General features: G+C 63.8%; 14 protein-coding genes. 8 read left to right on the top strand and 6 right to left on the bottom strand.

Annotated elements, in window-relative coordinates; translation table 11 throughout:
- Nucleotides 1–6: 6 nt before the first annotated feature.
- From pdxA to lptF, 5 genes are all read right to left on the bottom strand, one after another.
- The gene (pdxA, locus tag AC1DZ8_RS26960; protein ID WP_477301922.1) at nucleotides 7–1,035 is read right to left on the bottom strand and encodes a 4-hydroxythreonine-4-phosphate dehydrogenase PdxA; all 1,029 of its coding nucleotides are present in this window, start codon (nucleotides 1,033–1,035) and stop codon (nucleotides 7–9) included.
- 13 nt (nucleotides 1,036–1,048) lie between these two features.
- A complete protein-coding gene (locus AC1DZ8_RS26955) occupies nucleotides 1,049–1,978 on the bottom strand; it encodes a SurA N-terminal domain-containing protein (RefSeq protein WP_477301920.1) in 930 nt (309 codons plus the stop codon).
- A gap of 75 nt (nucleotides 1,979–2,053) precedes the next feature.
- Nucleotides 2,054–4,498 carry an LPS-assembly protein LptD gene (locus AC1DZ8_RS26950; protein WP_477301918.1) on the bottom strand — a complete coding sequence of 815 codons (2,445 nt, stop codon included), beginning with the start codon at nucleotides 4,496–4,498 and terminating at the stop codon, nucleotides 2,054–2,056.
- Nucleotides 4,498–5,580: an LPS export ABC transporter permease LptG gene (gene lptG / locus AC1DZ8_RS26945; protein WP_477288112.1), complete on the bottom strand. Its 1,083-nt coding sequence runs from the start codon at nucleotides 5,578–5,580 to the stop codon at nucleotides 4,498–4,500. The genes AC1DZ8_RS26950 and lptG overlap by 1 nt, the downstream gene beginning before the upstream one ends.
- Before the next feature lie 2 nt (nucleotides 5,581–5,582).
- Entirely contained in the window at nucleotides 5,583–6,782 is a 1,200-nt protein-coding gene (gene lptF / locus AC1DZ8_RS26940) for an LPS export ABC transporter permease LptF (RefSeq protein ID WP_477401891.1), read from the bottom strand.
- Nucleotides 6,783–7,155: 373 nt separating this feature from the next.
- On the opposite strand from lptF, the gene AC1DZ8_RS26935 reads away from it, so the two are divergent.
- Together AC1DZ8_RS26935 and AC1DZ8_RS26930 are read left to right on the top strand one after the other, a co-directional pair.
- Nucleotides 7,156–8,646, top strand: a complete 1,491-nt coding sequence (locus tag AC1DZ8_RS26935; protein ID WP_477301915.1) for a leucyl aminopeptidase — start codon at nucleotides 7,156–7,158, stop codon at nucleotides 8,644–8,646.
- An 8-nt stretch (nucleotides 8,647–8,654) separates the two neighbouring features.
- On the top strand, nucleotides 8,655–9,104 hold the full coding sequence (locus tag AC1DZ8_RS26930) for a DNA polymerase III subunit chi (RefSeq protein ID WP_112397329.1): 450 nt from the start codon (nucleotides 8,655–8,657) through the stop codon (nucleotides 9,102–9,104).
- 66 nt (nucleotides 9,105–9,170) lie between these two features.
- Here AC1DZ8_RS26930 and AC1DZ8_RS26925 read toward each other — a convergent pair whose 3' ends face one another.
- On the bottom strand, nucleotides 9,171–9,614 hold the full coding sequence (locus AC1DZ8_RS26925) for a hypothetical protein (RefSeq protein WP_477301913.1): 444 nt from the start codon (nucleotides 9,612–9,614) through the stop codon (nucleotides 9,171–9,173).
- Nucleotides 9,615–9,917: 303 nt separating this feature from the next.
- On the opposite strand from AC1DZ8_RS26925, the gene AC1DZ8_RS26920 reads away from it, so the two are divergent.
- The 6 genes from AC1DZ8_RS26920 to AC1DZ8_RS26895 are packed head-to-tail and all read left to right on the top strand — an operon-like array spanning nucleotide 9,918 to nucleotide 16,107.
- Nucleotides 9,918–10,907, top strand: a complete 990-nt coding sequence (locus tag AC1DZ8_RS26920; RefSeq protein WP_477301911.1) for a 3-oxoacyl-[acyl-carrier-protein] synthase III C-terminal domain-containing protein — start codon at nucleotides 9,918–9,920, stop codon at nucleotides 10,905–10,907.
- Between the two features lie 2 nt (nucleotides 10,908–10,909).
- A complete protein-coding gene (locus tag AC1DZ8_RS26915) occupies nucleotides 10,910–11,908 on the top strand; it encodes an NAD-dependent epimerase/dehydratase family protein (RefSeq protein WP_477301909.1) in 999 nt (332 codons plus the stop codon).
- Nucleotides 11,905–12,729: an MBL fold metallo-hydrolase gene (locus tag AC1DZ8_RS26910; protein ID WP_477301907.1), complete on the top strand. Its 825-nt coding sequence runs from the start codon at nucleotides 11,905–11,907 to the stop codon at nucleotides 12,727–12,729. Before AC1DZ8_RS26915 ends, AC1DZ8_RS26910 begins: the two co-directional genes overlap by 4 nt.
- Entirely contained in the window at nucleotides 12,726–13,982 is a 1,257-nt protein-coding gene (locus tag AC1DZ8_RS26905; RefSeq protein WP_477301905.1) for a F390 synthetase-related protein, read from the top strand. The genes AC1DZ8_RS26910 and AC1DZ8_RS26905 overlap by 4 nt, the downstream gene beginning before the upstream one ends.
- Nucleotides 13,979–15,106 carry a GNAT family N-acetyltransferase gene (locus AC1DZ8_RS26900; RefSeq protein WP_477301903.1) on the top strand — a complete coding sequence of 376 codons (1,128 nt, stop codon included), beginning with the start codon at nucleotides 13,979–13,981 and terminating at the stop codon, nucleotides 15,104–15,106. Before AC1DZ8_RS26905 ends, AC1DZ8_RS26900 begins: the two co-directional genes overlap by 4 nt.
- Complete coding sequence (locus tag AC1DZ8_RS26895) at nucleotides 15,103–16,107, top strand: Rieske 2Fe-2S domain-containing protein (protein WP_477301901.1); 1,005 nt, start codon at nucleotides 15,103–15,105, stop codon at nucleotides 16,105–16,107. The genes AC1DZ8_RS26900 and AC1DZ8_RS26895 overlap by 4 nt, the downstream gene beginning before the upstream one ends.
- Nucleotides 16,108–16,170: the final 63 nt, after the last annotated feature.

Here is a 16,170-nt window from a genome sequence, read left to right as displayed (position 1 = left end):
TTGGGCTCATGCGGCTGCAGCCTTTGTGCCGGTATCGGCCAGCCGGCGGGCCAGCTTCAGCGCCGCGATCAGGCTATCGGGACGTGCGATGCCCTTGCCGGCGATGTCGAAGGCTGTGCCGTGATCGGGCGAAGTGCGGATGAACGGCAGGCCAAGCGTGACGTTGACCGCCTCGTCGAAGGCCAGCGCCTTGGCCGGGATCAACGCCTGGTCGTGATACATGCAGATCGCCACGTCATAGCCGGCGCGGGCGCGCGCATGAAACATCGTATCGGCCGGCAGCGGCCCGAAGGCGTCGATGCCTTGCGCGCGCAAGATGTCGACCGCCGGACGGATGATGCGCTCATCCTCCGTCCCCATCGCACCGCTTTCGCCTGCATGCGGATTGAGGCCGGCAAGCGCGAGCCTCGGCCTGGCGATGCCGAAGCGGCTTGCAAGATCGGCGGCGGTGATGCGCGAGATCGCAACGATCAGCTCCGTCGTCAGCGCCTTCGGCACCTCGGCCAGCGCGACGTGGATGGTGACCGGAACGGTGCGCAATTCGGGGCCGGCGAGCAGCATCACCGGCGTCACCGCGCCACCGGAGTGCAGAGAGGCCAGATGCGCCAGATATTCGGTGTGGCCGGGAAAGCCGAAGCCGGCATCGTAGAGCGGCTTCTTGGCGATCGGACAGGTGACGACCGCGGCCGCATGGCCGGCAAGGCAGTCGGCGACGGCGCGGTCGATCGCCTCGATGGTGCCGGCGGCATTGGCCGGATCGGGCCGGCCGGGATCGTCGGTGAAGCGGGCCGCCAGCGGCACCACGGGCAACGCATGCCGAAAGACATCGGTTGCTTGCGCCGGCACCGTCTCGGCAATTGCAACCTCGGTGCCGAGCCGGCGCGCCCGCGCGGCAATCAGCGCCGGATCGGCGAGAAGGTAGAAGGGTGCTGCACCCGAACCGCGGGCGCTCTGCCACGCGGCAATGGCGATTTCCGGCCCGATGCCGGACGGATCGCCGACGCTCAGTGCCAGCGGAAGCTCTATGTCACACACGGCCAGGCCGGTTTCAGCGCGTGACGATCTTGGCTTTCGCCTTCAGCTCCTCGATATATTTGGCCGAGAGCTCGTCGGCGTTCTTGTCGCCGGTGCTTTCGCTCTGGAACACCATCTGGGCAGCCTTGTCGTCGGAGACCTCGCGCGACGAGCAGATACCGATGAATTCGATGCCGCGATCGGTCTCGCGCACGGCCGTGGCGCCGCCCAGCTTGGTGGCCTTGATCTGCTCGGCCCAGTCCGGCGGAAGCTGCGGCGCCAGCACCCGGGGGAGATCGCGAACGGTGACGTCGATGAGGCCCTTGGCGAATTCACGCGTGGTGTTGCAGCCATTGAAACGGGCGCGCATGGCCTCGGCCTCACGCTTGCGTTTGGCGAGTGTGGCGCTGCGCTCGGCTTTCGGCACCACGAAGATCACCTGCTGCAGCATGTACTCGGTGGCGCTCGGCTTGGCGCCGCCTTTTTCGAGCATGTGCTTGACCAGGTCCTGTTCGCTCATCTGCCCGCCGCCGCCGCTATAGCGTGCGCTCAGCGCCTGGTTCCACGCCATTTGCGCGCGGATGAATTCCTTGAAATGCTCCTTGGTCACGCCGGACTGCGTCATGACGCCGTCCAATTGCTTGAGCTGCATCTTGTTGGTCGAGGCAAAGCGCTGATAGGCGGCCTCGACCTGGGCGTCGGTGATGCGGATGCCGAGACGCCTGGCCTCGGCGAGGCGCAGCGTCTGGTCGATCATCTCCTGGCCTGCATCGCCCTTCTTGCGCTGCAGTTTCAGGAAGGCAGCCCGGTGCGCGATGTCGCCGGTGGTGATCGGTAAGCCATTGACGACATACTTGATCTCGACGGCGAAAGCCGGCGGCGCCATCATGGTGACCGAGACCGAGGTCGCCGCTACCAGGAGCGCGAATCCTGCCGAAAACAGGTATTTCCTCATCGAAAGCATCCCAATTCTAGCCCGGTTCTGGATGAGCGAATGCCGTGCCCGCTTTATGCGGCAAAACGATGTCGTCAGCCGGCTCTACTGGATGGTGTCGATCGAGCTTTGTGACGAGCCGAAATCGCCGAGCGTGCGGAACGACAGGTTGAAGCCGACATTCTGCGACACTTCCCTGGTGTTGATGTCGCGCGATTCCGAGAACGTCATCAGGTAGGTGAAGCAGGAATCATTGTAGGCAAAGCCGACGCCGTCCTTGACCAGCACGCTTTGCTGCAGGTCGTAGGTGCCTGTGCCGAACACGCGCCAGTTTTCGGCCAGGTGCGTCGAGGCGCCGAGCGTCACTTCGTGGCGATCGGTGGTGAAACCGTAGAGCGGCTGCGCCTGGATGAAAGCGTATTTGGCGCTTAGCGAAACCGGCAGGCCGGAATAGGCGGCCTTCACCTCGGCGCGGCGAACTTCGAAGCTCTGCTCGTCGAAGCGGCCGCTGAGCGAGCCTGAGAAGCCGCTCGGGCTGCTGAAGCCGACAAGGCCGACATAATCCGAGGTCGAAGTCTCCAGGCCGGAATCGGCACCCGCATTGACCAGATCCGGTGAATCGAACGAATTGCGTCCACCCAGCTGGTAGGATTGGCCAAAGATGGCGTTGGTGCCCCAGCCACTATCATAGGCGCCCGAATAGCGGAACCCGACATTGGCGCGGCTGCCGCCTTCGACACGGTCGTAGCCGGAGAACTTGTCGCGCTCGAACAGCGTCGTGGCGTCGAAGACGAAGCTCTGTGCATCCTCGTTGGGAATGGCCAGGCCGCCGACATATTGCTCGTTCGGGCGCACGAAGACCTGCGCCATGGGCTCGACGATGTGGCTGGAGCCGGTCATCGAAAACAGCACCGGCCAGCGCATTTCAAGTCCGGCGGTCGCCATGTAACGGGCAAAGGAAGACCGCATGTCGGCGGTGGTGTCTATTCGAGGATCGGCGGCCATCGCATTGATGGCAGCGAGCGAACCTGAGGACGCATTGAGATAGTCGACGTCACCCTGCAGAGCCAGGAGAGGCGTCAGTTGCAATCCGCCGTCCGTGGTGAAGGTGCGCTTCCATTCGGTCTCGGCGGTGAGGCGGCCGGATTCGCCCTCGATGCCGCGCACGCGCTGGACGCCTGAGGCCGGCACATAGGGGGTAAAATAGGCCTGGTCGAGTTCGTCGCGGCGGATCACCCGCGCGTTGACGTTGAACGACAGCTGGCCGCCGGCTACCGACATGTCGGGGATATAGGCGTAGTCGAGCGACGGCAGCACCCAGGGCTGCTTGTCGCTGCGCGACGAGATGTTGCTGTCCAGCGCGTTTTCCTGAACCTGGAAGCGCATGGCGCGCACATCGAAATAATTGCGACCGTTGAGGCCGGTCAGGTAGACCGACGATTGATGCACCGCGTCATTGTAGCCGTCGATCGTATAGGTGCGCGAGAAATTCTTGTCGGTCTGCAGCAGGATGTCCCAGCCGAAGTCCCAACGCGGATTGATCGCGAACTGGCCTTTGGTGCCCATCATGCCGCGGAACTTGTTCGGATCGCCGATGTCGCCCGAATTGACGTTATGGCCAGCGCTAGTGGGGAAAGCGGAGGCATCGATGAAGGCGTTGGGGTCTTCCTGCCGGATGCCGGCGATCTTCAGCGTGTACTGGCCATTGTTGAAGCGCTGGCGCCACTCGGCCTCGCCGAGGAAACCCTGCTTGGTATAGCCGCTGCCGGTGACGGTGAGGTCGTAGGTCGGCGACAAGGCGAAATAGTAGGGGACATGGACGCCGACGCCCAGATCCTTGTTGAAGGAGATGCTGGGGATCAGGAAGCCGCTTTTGCGCTTGACCGTCGGGTCGGCGATCTCGAACGCCGGCAGATAGGCCAGCGGGAAGCCGAAGAATTCGAAATTCGCGTTCTCGAAGCGAACCGTCTTCTTTTCGCCGTTCCAGATGATCTTCCTGGCTTTGACCCGCCAGGTCGGCGCCTTGTCCGGCTTGTCCTCGCAAGGCTCGCAGGCCGTATAGACGCCGTTGTGGAACGTCGTCAGCACGCCGCCCATGCGTTCGGCGCTTTCGGCGGCAAAATAGGCCTTTTCGGGGGTTTCGACGCGCAGCGCGTTGACGAAACCGTCGGCGAAATCGTCGGTAATGTCCATATGCTGCGAGTTGATCTTGGTGCCGTCGCTGTTGACGATCTCGACATTGCCGCTGGCAACGAGCCGCTTGGTGTTGCGATCATACACGACGCGCTGGGCGACGAGCTTGTTGCCGCCGTAGTCGATCTGGACGCCGCCGACGGCGGTGACCGTCTGGTTGTCGTTGTTGTAGACGAGCGTGTCGGCCGCCAGCAGCATCTGGGTGCCGGACGGAACCTTGGTTGCCACGTCGGTGACGTCCTGCGCCAGCGCAGGGGCCATCGGCACGCCGCAAGCAAGCAGGCATGCCAAGGCGCTCGCCGAATAAAGGCGCGCCAAACCGGCCTGCCTATGGCTGCGCAAAGCCGCCTCCCTCACTAGCCGTCTTCCTTGTATAGCAGGAATGTCACCCCGAAGAACATAGCCACGACAACCGGAACCCATGCAGCCACGGCTGTGGGCACGAATCCCGCCACGCCGAATGCCTTGACCAATACCGAAACGACATAAAGCAGAAAGCCGGCGAGGACGCCACCCAGAATCATCGTTGCTGACTGCCCCATCCTCGCAAATCGCATTGAAACTGTTGCCGCAATCAGCGTCATGGCCACAAGCAGGAACGGTAACGCCACCAGCGAATCGAACTGCATGGCGAAGGCATTTGCCTTGAGGCCGAAGGAGCGGGCAACCTCAATCTTGCCGGGAAGCTCGTAAAACGGGATGGTTTCGGGGCGCGCCAGCCGTTCCTGCACGAATTCCGGCTTGAGGTTGGTCGGCAACTGGTCGGTCGCTTCCGAGCGGATGTTGCCGTCCTTGAACACTTTGACGTCCTGCAATTCCCAGTAGCCATCGCGCAGGAAAGCCCGGGCCGCGTCCTTGCGCTCGACGATATTGCCTTGCGGATCGAGGACGAAGAACACTGCGTCGGCCATTTCCAGGCCCTGGTTGAGAATGGCGCGGGCGCCGATGATGGTGTCTCCGGAGCTGGTTTTCTGGCGGATCCACGGCGTGGCATCGGCCGCCACCGTGTTCGAATTGCCGGACCGCAGCTGGTTTTCCAACTGCTCCGACCAGGAAAAGCCGTGCGCGGCGATCGGATTGAGCACGCCGACCGACAGCGCGCCGAATAACAGCGCACCGATGCAGCAGGGCAACAGGAACTGCCAGGCCGACACGCCGGCCGAACGAGCAATCACCAGCTCATATTTGCGGTTGAGCGACACCAGCGTCGCCATCGCCGAAAACAGGCCGACAAACGGCACCGTCTGCAGCATGATCATCGGCATCCGCAGCGCCGAGATGGCGACCGCCGTGCCGTAGGTGAAGCCCGGCAGGCCGGTGATGCGGCCGGACAGTTCGGTGAAGTCGATCAGGAACACCAGCGCCAGAAGGCCGATGAAGAACCAGATCGTGATCGACACGTAGCGAAAGAAGAAGTAGCGGCCCAGGGTCCAGCCCATCGTCAGGCTCCCTGGCCGGATGTGTAGCGGCGGGTGAGGCGCAGCTTGAGCGCCGTCCAGCCATCGCTGACACGGCCGGCGAAATTCGTCAGCCAGTCGGCCCAGCTGCCGGGCAGTTCCATGCTTCGCGAGGTGACGATGAACCAGGTGGCGACCGCCGAGGCGACGATCGGCACGCCATAGACCATGTAGGCGTATTGCGGGATCTTGTCGGCCTTACCGGCGGCAAAGAAGCCCAGCCAGCGCACGAACAGCGCAATGGCGATGGCTGTGATCAGCGGATGGATGCGCGCCTCGCGGTGCGAGCGCGCATCGCCTGCCACGGCCAGCGCGATCAGCGCGAACACCAGCGAATATGACCATTCGGAAAAGCGCTGGTCGAGCTCCGCCTTGTAGGCGCCGGGCCTGCGCTGGAAGATCTTGTCGTTGGGGTCTGGGTTGAGCAGGTACTGCGTCGTTCGGTCCTTGGGTAGCAGCAGAATATCGTTCGCCGCCGACATGAAGGCGGACAGATCGAAGGCGTAGGAGGTGAAGCGGATGACCGAAAGGTCGCCGGTCAGCGACTTGCGATGAATGACGCCGTCATTCATCATCAGCACCTTCTCGTCGCCCTTTTCGACGACGCTGCCGCTCTTGGCATAATAGATCAGATTGGCGCCTTCCTCGCGCGAATCGGCGACGAAGATGCCGCCAAGCCGGTTGTCCGGCAGCCGCTCGCCGACCTGCAGGAACAGCCCGTCGTCGATCTTGCGGAACGTGCCCTCCTGGATGATCAGTGACAGAAGATCGGCGCGCGAGGATGCGATCAGCTRGCGGTTCTTCTGCCTGGCATAGGGTTCGATGCCATTGTCGACGGCGAAGGAAAAGACGCTGGCGGCCAGCGCGAGCAAAAGGATTGGTCGCGCGATCGTCCAGCGCGAGGCGCCGGCGGCGTTGATGACAGCCAGTTCCGAATCGGAGTTCATGACGCTGAGCGTCTGGGCAACCGCCACCACCAGGGCGAACGGCACCACGATCGGGATGATCGTGGGGATGATGAGGGCCGCGACCTCGAAGAACGTCAGCGCCGATTGGCCGTTGTCGGTGACGAGGTCGATGCGGGCGAGCACCTGCGTCGTCCAGACAATGGCCAGCGTCCAGATCAGCGCAGCGAGAAACACCGCCAGCGCGCGACGCATGATGTAGCGTTCAACGACCTTCATGTAAGGCTTTTCTCGATTTGCCGAACGGCATCATGCCCGCAGACAAGGTAGTCGTCCGGCTGCGCCTGTACAACTGGGTCTGCAAAGCCTTTCCATCTCAGCGGATCGATCCGATTTCCGTCCCACATCGTCCGCCCCGCGGGCCGGAGTGTCGGCGGCAATGGATAAGAAAGGGAGAACATCGATGGTTAACAACAGGTTGCGGCAGGAGAGCGGGGCCGTGCCGCGACGAATCGTCATCGATTCCACAGCGCATATGGGCCCCGATTCCGGCAAAGTCTTGCCAAATGAAGGAAAACGACCAAATGTCGCGCATCTTCCCTGAGAACGCATCTTCCCTGAAAATCTGAGCCGTTTCCGAAAGCAGGACCTGATGACTTTGAGACCGTTGATTGCCTTCGCCAAATTTGCCGCGCCCAAAAAAGGCAGCGTCTTCGTGCTGGCGGCCGATGATGGCGGTCTTGGCGAGCCGGCAAAGGCCAGCGATCCGGACGGAACGCTGGCGCGGGCGTTTCCGGTGGCGGAGTTTTCCGGAAAATTCGCCAGCGTGGTCGAAGTGCTGGCGCCGCAGGGAACATCGCTCGACCGGCTGGTGGCGGTCGGCACCGGCAAACCCTCCAGCCTCGATGACTTTGCCTGGCTGAAGCTTGGCGGCACCATTGCCGCGTCCCTGCGCAAGGCGACCGAAGTGGCCGTCATTCTCGATGTCCCGGGCGCAAAAATCAGCGGCAAGCAAGCGGCTAATCTGGCTGCCGGCATCATCCTGCGCAGCTACGCCTTCGACAAATACAAGACCAGGAAGGACAAGGACGACACCGAGCCGAAGAAGCCGGTCAAGGTCACTATCCACACTGCCGATCCGGCCGCCGCGAAAAAGGCCTTCGCCGACGAAGTGGCGGTGATCGACGGCGTGCTTCTGGCGCGCGACCTGGTCAACGAGCCGGCCAATGCACTTGGTCCGGTCGAATTCGCCGGTCGCGCCAAGGAACTGGAAGCGCTCGGCGTCGAGGTCGAAATCCTCACCGAGAAGGAAATGAAGAAGCTCGGCATGGGCTCGCTGCTCGGTGTCGCGCAAGGCTCACCGCGCGGCGCCCGGATGGCCGTCATGCAATGGAAGGGCGGCAAGGCCAAGGATGCGCCGGTCGCCTTCGTCGGCAAGGGCGTCACCTTCGACACCGGCGGCAATTCGATGAAGCCGGCTTCCGGCATGGAGGATATGAAGGGCGATATGGGCGGCGCCGCCGCCGTCACCGGGCTGATGCATGCGTTGGCCGCGCGCAAGGCCAAGGCCAATGTCGTCGGCATCATCGGGCTGGTGGAAAATGCCGTCGACGGCCATGCCCAGCGCCCGGGCGACATCGTCACTTCGATGTCGGGCCAGACCATCGAGGTGCTCAACACCGATGCCGAAGGCCGCCTCGTGCTGGCCGATGCGCTGTGGTACTGCAACGACCGTTTCCAGCCGAAATTCATGGTCAATCTGGCGACGCTGACCGGCGCCATCATGGTCGCGCTCGGCCAGCATTATGCCGGCCTGTTCTCCAACAATGACGAACTGTCGGACAGGTTGACAGCGGCCGGCCAGGCGACGCAGGAGCGGCTGTGGCGCATGCCGCTTGGCGCCGAATACGACAAGCTGATCGATTCCAAGAACGCCGACATGAAGAACATTGGCGGCCGCTACGGCGGCGCCATCATCGCCGCGCAGTTCCTGCAGCGCTTCGTCAAGGAAACACCGTGGGCGCATCTCGACATCGCCGGCACCGCGATGGGCTCGCCGCCGAGCGAGATCAACCAGTCCTGGGGCTCGGGTTTCGGCGTCAGGCTGCTCGACCGCCTGGTGCGCGACAATTACGAGGTATAAGGCCTGATATGGCTGACGTCCTGTTCTACCACCTGACCGAATCGACGCTGGAGGATGCGCTGCCGGGCCTGCTTGAGCGCAGCGTCGATCGCGGCTGGCGCGCCGTGGTGCAGACCGGCACCGAGGAGCGGCGCGACGCGCTCGACCAGCACCTGTGGACATTCAGGGACGATTCCTTCCTCGCCCATGCGACCGACCGTGAAGCCTATCCGGCCGAGCAGCCGATCCTGCTGACCACGAGCGAAGCCAATCCCAACCAGGCGCAGATACGCTTCCTCGTCGATGGTGCAGCACCCGCGGATCTCGCCGGCTACGAACGCGCAGTGTTCCTGTTCGATGGCCATGACGCGGCTCAGGTCGAAGGCGCCCGCACGCATTGGAAGACGTTGAAAGAGGCCGGCCACGCCGTGACCTACTGGCAGCAGACACCCGACCGGCGCTGGGAGCGCAAGGCGTAGACTGGCGTGTCCCAGAGCGGGATCCGCAGGAAACAGAATGCCGAACACCGGCGATGCAATTTGTTCTTAACCTGCATAAACAAAGAAAGCCTGACGTTTGCGGGGAACGACGAGGATCATTCCAATCCGGCCATAGGCATAGAAACTGCCCGGACCGGAGATCGCGCCATCTATGGCAGCTCCGATTGGCCCAGAAACCGGAATGCCAAAACCATAGCGGTTTAGATAGTTGGCAAGCCTTGATGGCCCAGGGGTGCCCCATTTTTCATCGGCGAGAATGGGAGTTTCTTGCCATTCGTCGTAACGGCCATGCCAATCATGCCTGCCCTTGGCACAGGACAGCTGACGAAAATACCCGATACCCTGGGCGTCGATCCCCTGCATGGCACGATCCGGAAGGTTGTAGGCGATGACGCCGGTTTCATTGTCGCCTGGCATTCCGATGCCCCACGATTCTTCGGTCACATAGGCAATACTGCTGACTTCCATCCCGCATGGCGCGAAACTCAAATGGTGGTTTCGCTCCAGGACTTTACAGCCCGCATAGGGGGCGACGATTACTACTGCGAGAAGAATTGGCCACCGACGCATCTATTCTAACCATTAGTTTTTTGATCAAGTCAAAATCAAAAAGAAGTTGGTTGAGACTACGGCGTTGAATAGGCGCTAATTTGGCGCGGTCATGATAATTCGTGCATTAGTACGTGCGGAAATAGTGGAGGGAGCGCGGGCGCGTCTTGAAAACGACGCTGTTATCTCCGAACGATCCGATCTAAGGATTGCGAAAAGCGCAACTCATGCGGCGGGCTGAGAATGCGGGTCAAGATCATCGGAACCGGGCGAGCCGTGCCGGCTCAATGCGTGACGTCGCGCTGTCTCGACGCGCGGCTGGGGCTTGGCGATGGCCATCTCGAAGCCGCCACCGGCGTCGTCGAACGCTATGTCTGCGAGGCCGAATCGCAAGTCGATCTTGCTTGCGCGGCAGCGCGCCTGGCGCTCACCGATGCCGGCATTGAGGCCAGCAGCATCGATCTCGTCATCGGCGGCTGCGGCGTGCCTTACCAGCCGCTGCCGGCGACCGCACCGCTGGTCATGCAACGCCTCGGCCTGGCGGACGGATCGGCCGCCGCCTTCGACGTCAACAGCACCTGCCTCGGCTTCCTCACAGCCTTCGAGACCGCATCGCGGCTGCTTGAGGCCGGGCAATGCCGCACCGCGCTGGTGTTTTCCTCCGAAATCGCCTCGCGCGCTCTGCCGTGGCAGGACCAGCCGGAAATCGCGGCACTCTTCGGCGATGGCGCCGCGGCCGCGGTGCTGCAGTTGGCTGCACCCGGCGAGGGCAGGGTGGCGGCCAATCTGATGCGCACCTATCCCTCGGCCTACGAAGCCTGCAGCATCGGCTCCGGCGGCACGCGTTTCGACTTTCACCGCCAGGCCGAGGAATTCGCCCGCCACAGCCTGTTCCACATGGACGGCAAAGAACTGTTCCGTGTTACCTCACGCCATTTCAACGGCTTTGTGGCGGAGTTGCTCGATCGTGCCGGCTGGCGGCGCGACGATGTCGATGTCGTCGTGCCTCACCAGGCAAGCCCTTTCGCGCTCGCCCACATGGCGCGCCAGACTGGCTTTGCCAGGGAAAAGCTCGTCGACATCGCCGCCCGCCACGGCAACCAGATCGCCGCTTCCATTCCGTTTGCGCTCGATGTCGCGCGCCGCGAAGGGCGCGTTGCGCCTCGCACCAAGGTGCTGTTCCTCGGCACCTCGGCCGGCGTGTCGTTCGGCGGCATGGCGCTGGAGGCCTGAGCATGGGACGCGTGCTCGTCACCGGCGCCAGCGGTTTCCTCGGCTCCCATGTCATGGCGCGGCTGGCGGCACTGGGCACGCAGGCGCTTGGTCTTGGCCGGGACGCCCAACGCTGCGCTGCGCTCGAAGCCGCCGGCCATGAGGTCGTTCGCCTCGATCTGTCCAAACCATTCGGCGCTGCGGCCGAACGCGATCTCGGAACCGTCGATGCGATCGTCCATTGTGCCGCTCTTTCGGCGCCCTTCGGCAGGCTTGCGGATTTCGAGACGGCCAATGTGACAGCCACCCGCAACCTCGTCGATCTTGCCCGCCGGCAGGGTGTGCGCCGCTTCGTCCATATCTCCAGCCCAACGGTGTGTTTCGCCTATCGCGACCAACTCGGCGTCCGCGAGGAAGCGGCCCTGCCGCCGCCGGTCAACCACTATGCCCGCACCAAGCGGCAGGGCGAGGAGATCGTGCTGGCGGCGCCTGAAACCCGCCCGGTGGTGCTGCGTCCGCGCGGCCTCTACGGCCCGGGCGACCGCACCTTGCTGCCGCGCTTGCTGCAGGTGGCGCGGAGCCGCCCGCTGCCGCTGTTTCGCGACGGCCGGGCGCGCATCGATCTCACTTACATCGATGACGTCGTCGATGCTGTGCTTGCCGCCCTGTCCGCCGGCGGCTCTGCCGAGGGGCAGATATTCAACGTCTCCAGCGGCGAGGTGGTGCCGGTGCGGCGCATTGCCGAGGCGGCCTGCGCCCGCGCCGGTGTGCAGCCGCGCTGGCGCAAGATGCCGCTTTGGCCCGCCATGCTGGCGGCCGGGGTGGCCGAGACGGTGGCTGAGCTTTTGCCCGGCCGGCCCGAACCGCCGGTGACGCGCTACGGCCTTGGCCTGTTCGCCTACGCCCAGAGCCTCGATATTGCCAAGGCGGCCCGCATCCTCGGTTGGGCGCCGAAAGTGTCGTTGGAGGAAGGGCTTGATCGCACCTTCGGCAAGGCGGCGGAAAATCGGGGGGCGGCGTGACGATCGTCTTCGCCAACAGCGCCTCTGTCAGTGCGGCCGAGCGCCTGATCCTGCGCGGCGGCAGCTGGGCAAAGGTCAGGCTGCGTGTCCGCTACGGTCTGATCCTGCATCCGCAGGCGGGTCCAGTGCTCATCGACACCGGCTATACGCCGCACGTCACTGTGGGCGACGGGCGCAGCACGGCGCTGCGTCTCTACAATGCGATCCTCCGGCCCGAGCTCAACGAGGCCGAGCAGCCGCTGCCGCTGCTGGCACGCTTTGGCCTGTCTTTGCAGGACGTGCGCGCTGTCATTGTCACGCATTTCCATGCCGACCACATGTCGGGCCTGTCGCTGTTTCCCAACGCCCGCTTCATCGCCAATGACGCCGCCTGGGCGCGCGCCAAGGCCAAGACAGCGCGGCAGAATCTGCGCCACGGCGTTTTCAAAGAACTGTTTCCGGCCGATTTCGAGGCACGGCTCGACGGGCTGTCGTCGAAGCGGCAAATCGAGCCGCGTGGCGATGTGCCCGGCGGCGCCGATCTGTTCGGCGACGGCAGCGTTGTCGCCGTCGATTTGCCCGGCCATGCCGATGGCCAGTTTGGCCTGCTGTTTCCCAAGCTGGCGCGGCCGCTGCTCTATGGCGTCGATGCGCAGTGGCTGATCAAAGCGCTGGTCGAAAACCGGACGCCCGGTCTGCCGGCTGCCTTGCTGGCCGAGGATGCCGCCGCGCTCGAACCGACCAGCGCGATGTTGCGCCGGTTTCTGGCAACCGGCGGCGAGGTCATGCTTTGTCATGATCCAGCGACGACGTCCTACGATCTGGCCGGAGAGGGCGCATGAACGGGCCGGCCGAAGCGGTTCGTGCGTTTGCGCTGACGCAATGGCTCTCGCGCAAGAGCCGCGCGGGGTTCGAGCGCTGGCAGGCTCAGGCCTTGCGCCGCTTTCTCGACCGCGACCTGCCGCGTGCCCCGTTCTATGGCAAGGCGCCATTCCATCTCGGTGACCTGCCGGTGACCGACAAGGCGATGCTGATGGGCAAGTTCGAGCGCTTCAACATCTGTGGCGTCTCGGCCGCCGACGCCTGGAAGGCGCAGGCCGGCGATGGCCGCATCGGCGCGCTGACGGTCGGTGCCAGCACCGGCACGTCGGGCAATCGCGGCCTGTTCGTCATTTCGGAAGCGGAAAAATATCGCTGGCTGGGTACGATGTTGGCCAAGGCCGTGCCCGACCTACTCTGGCGCCGACAGCGTGTCGCGGTGGTCCTGCCGCAAAACACCGGGCTTTACGAAAGCGCCCGCAAATCGCGGCGCATCGATCTCGGCTTCTTCGACCTGACGCTCGGGCCGGAGAGCTGGCGTTCCAGCCTTGAGGATTTCGCGCCGACGGTGATCATCGCGCCGCCGAAAATGCTGAGGCACTTCGCGGCCGAGGGTTTTCTGCTCAAGCCACAGCGGGTCTTTAGCGCTGCCGAAACGCTCGACCCGATCGACCGCCCGGTCATCGAAACATTCTTCCGGCTGCCACTCGACCAGATCTACATGGCGACGGAAGGGCTGTTCGCCGTCACCTGCCGAAAGGGCGGGCTGCATCTGGCCGAGGATTCGGTGTTCTTCGAGTTTGAGCCGGCCGGCGATGACCTGGTCATGCCGCTGGTCACCGCCTTTGGCCGCCAGACCCAGATCTTGGCGCGCTACCGGATGAATGATTTGTTGCGGCTCTCCGAAACACCATGCCGCTGCGGTTCGCCGCTGCGCACGGTGGATGAGATCGTCGGCCGCATGGACGATGCCTTCCGGCTCGCCTCGCCGTACGGGCAGATTCTTGTGACGCCCGACATTCTGCGCAATGCTGTGTTGAAGGCCGACCGGCGCGTCGACGATTTCCGCCTGGTCCAGACCGCGCCCGATGCGATCGAACTCAGCCTTGTACCCCGGCTTGCCGACGAAGCCGCTGTCGCCGCGCATACGGCGGTGCGGACACTGCTGGCGGCGCGTCAGGCGAAGGCGACGATAAGCCTGGTGCGCAAGGACCTGCCGCTGGAGACCGGCCGTAAACTGCGCCGCGTCGAATGCCGCTTGGGAGCGTCGCCGTGAACGCGCCTGCTACATTGGAGCAGGCGGGCCAGGTGGAGAACAATCCACGCGATGTCGACGCTTTCGTGCGGCTTTTCAACGAAGTGCCGGTGCGCGACCTCGTGCGCAATTTGACGGTGGCCGTCGAGACCTTCGAGATCGCCGGCCGTTCGTTTCCGCTGACACTAAACGACAGAAGCGAAGCGCCGAACTGCTATATCTGCTGCCCGTCCAGCGCCTATATCGACTATGCCATCGACGAGACCCGCAATTTCGTCTCTTCGCCCTTGTTGCAAAAAGCGATCCGGATGCTGATCGGCATGTGTGCACCGCTGGTCAGGGCCAGCGGCCTCGACCATCAGGTGCAGGTCAACAACTGGCTTTATTCGACCAATCCCGTGCCGCTGCTCGACCGCCAGGCGGTCGCGGCAATGCGCGACGATCTCACGGCGCGCTTTCCCGACCGGGCTGTTCTCATCCGTTCGCTGAACGAGATCGCCGATCCCTCGACTATCGCGGCGCTGAAGGCGGAAGGGTTTCGCCTGCTGGCGGCGCGGCAGATCTACATCTTCACTGAGCGCGGTTCGGCCATGACCGGGGACATGAAGCGCGACCGCAAGCGGCTGCGCACGACGCCTTTCGAGAGGGTCGGCGATGCCGATTTCACCGAGGCCGACTATGCGCGCTGCGAAGCGCTCTACCGGATGCTCTATCTCGACAAATACACGCCGCTCAACCCGCACTACACCGCCCGTTACATCGGCGAGATGCATCGTCGCGGCATTCTGCACATGGCAGGCCTGCGTCGTCCCGGTGGTGAACTGGTCGCAGTCACCGCTTTGTCGAAGAACGGCAGGACATTGACGCAGCCGATCGTCGGTTACGACACCGGCCTGCCGGTGAGCGAGGGTCTTTATCGCATGATGATGGCGCTGGCACAGGACCATGCCACGGCGCACGGCCTGTTCTTCAACATGAGCGCCGGTGCGGCCGCCTTCAAACGCTTGCGCGGCGCCGTGGCGACAGTCGAATACAATGCCGTCTATGCCGGCCACCTGCCGCGCCGCCAACGCGTGGCGGTGCGTGTCATGGAAATCGTGCTCGCGAAGATCGGCATTCCGCTGCTCAGGAGATTTGAATTGTGAGCGAAGCTCGGCAGCAAAAAGACAAGGACCATTGGCAGGCGGTGGTGCTGTCTGCCGATATCAAAGCCAAGCCGAAGCGCATCCTGTTTGACGGTGCGCCGCTGGTGCTGTTTCGCTCGGCGCAGGGCATTGCCGCCCTGTTCGACCGCTGCGCCCACCGGCTGGTCGAACTGTCGACCGGCAAGGTCATCGGCGGCGAGATCGAATGCCCCTATCATGGCTGGCGCTATAATGGCGAAGGACGCTGCACTGCCATTCCAGGCCATGTCGGTGACATGCCGCACTATCGCATCCGCCGCTACGCTGTGATCGAGCGCGACGGCGTTGTCTTTGTCTCGGCAGGTACGCCCGAGGGCGAGCCTTATCTCCATTGCATGCAGGGCAAGGACGTCGTCGTGAAGCGCGTGCGCAGCTCGGCGCAATCGACGGTGCTCGACGCAGCCGAGAATATTCTCGACGCCACCCACACCCACTTCACCCACAAGGGCGTGCTGCGTGGTCTCACGGCAAAGCGCCATCTCGTGCGCGTCGAGGTGACCGGTGGCGAGGGCTGGGTCGAAAGCTGCTACACCGGCGAGGACCGCCAGCAAGGACTGGTCAGCCGGCTCCTGGAAGGCGAGCGCGCCAGGACCATCGGCCGCTACCGCCACCCGGGCATCGTCGAACTGGAGTATTGGGGCAAGGGCGGTCTGGCACTGGCGACGACGTTCCATTTGCGCCAGGCCGACGAATGGACCGTCGAAGGCGTCGGCTGGCTCATCGGCCCACGCCAGGGCCTGTTCGGCGAGCTCAAGGCGCTTGCCTTCCGGCCGCTCTTTGCCTTCGCGCTCCAGCAGGATCGCCGGGTGCTGAAATCGGCGAGCGACAACGCCCGCATCCCGCCACAAGTCCAGCCGGCGATCGGCCCGCTGGACTTCCTGCGCCGCGACATAGCGGCGATCATGGACGGCAAGATGCCGCCGGCGGCGGCGGAACCGAGGGTGTACCAGATCGAGCTGTAAGAAACTGCGAGATCTCTTCTACGTCTGCGCCGGCCCGTTCCACTCGATATCCCGTGTCGAGGC

This window comes from Mesorhizobium sp. P2_F7 (assembly GCF_056403695.1).
Note: the sequence above shows the minus strand (reverse complement) of the source record. Positions and strands in the feature narration are given on the sequence as shown.

What these genes read in the sequence shown, in the direction of transcription:
- AC1DZ8_RS26920 (WP_477301911.1), top strand. Translation starts at nt 9,918, where the DNA reads ATGCGGGTCAAGATCATCGGAACCGGGCGAGCCGTGCCGGCTCAATGC.
- AC1DZ8_RS26915 (WP_477301909.1), top strand. Translation starts at nt 10,910, where the DNA reads ATGGGACGCGTGCTCGTCACCGGCGCCAGCGGTTTCCTCGGCTCCCAT.
- AC1DZ8_RS26935 (WP_477301915.1), top strand. Translation starts at nt 7,156, where the DNA reads ATGACTTTGAGACCGTTGATTGCCTTCGCCAAATTTGCCGCGCCCAAA.
- AC1DZ8_RS26930 (WP_112397329.1), top strand. Translation starts at nt 8,655, where the DNA reads ATGGCTGACGTCCTGTTCTACCACCTGACCGAATCGACGCTGGAGGAT.
- AC1DZ8_RS26955 (WP_477301920.1), bottom strand. Translation starts at nt 1,978, where the DNA reads ATGCTTTCGATGAGGAAATACCTGTTTTCGGCAGGATTCGCGCTCCTG.
- AC1DZ8_RS26905 (WP_477301905.1), top strand. Translation starts at nt 12,726, where the DNA reads ATGAACGGGCCGGCCGAAGCGGTTCGTGCGTTTGCGCTGACGCAATGG.
- lptG (WP_477288112.1), bottom strand. Translation starts at nt 5,580, where the DNA reads ATGGGCTGGACCCTGGGCCGCTACTTCTTCTTTCGCTACGTGTCGATC.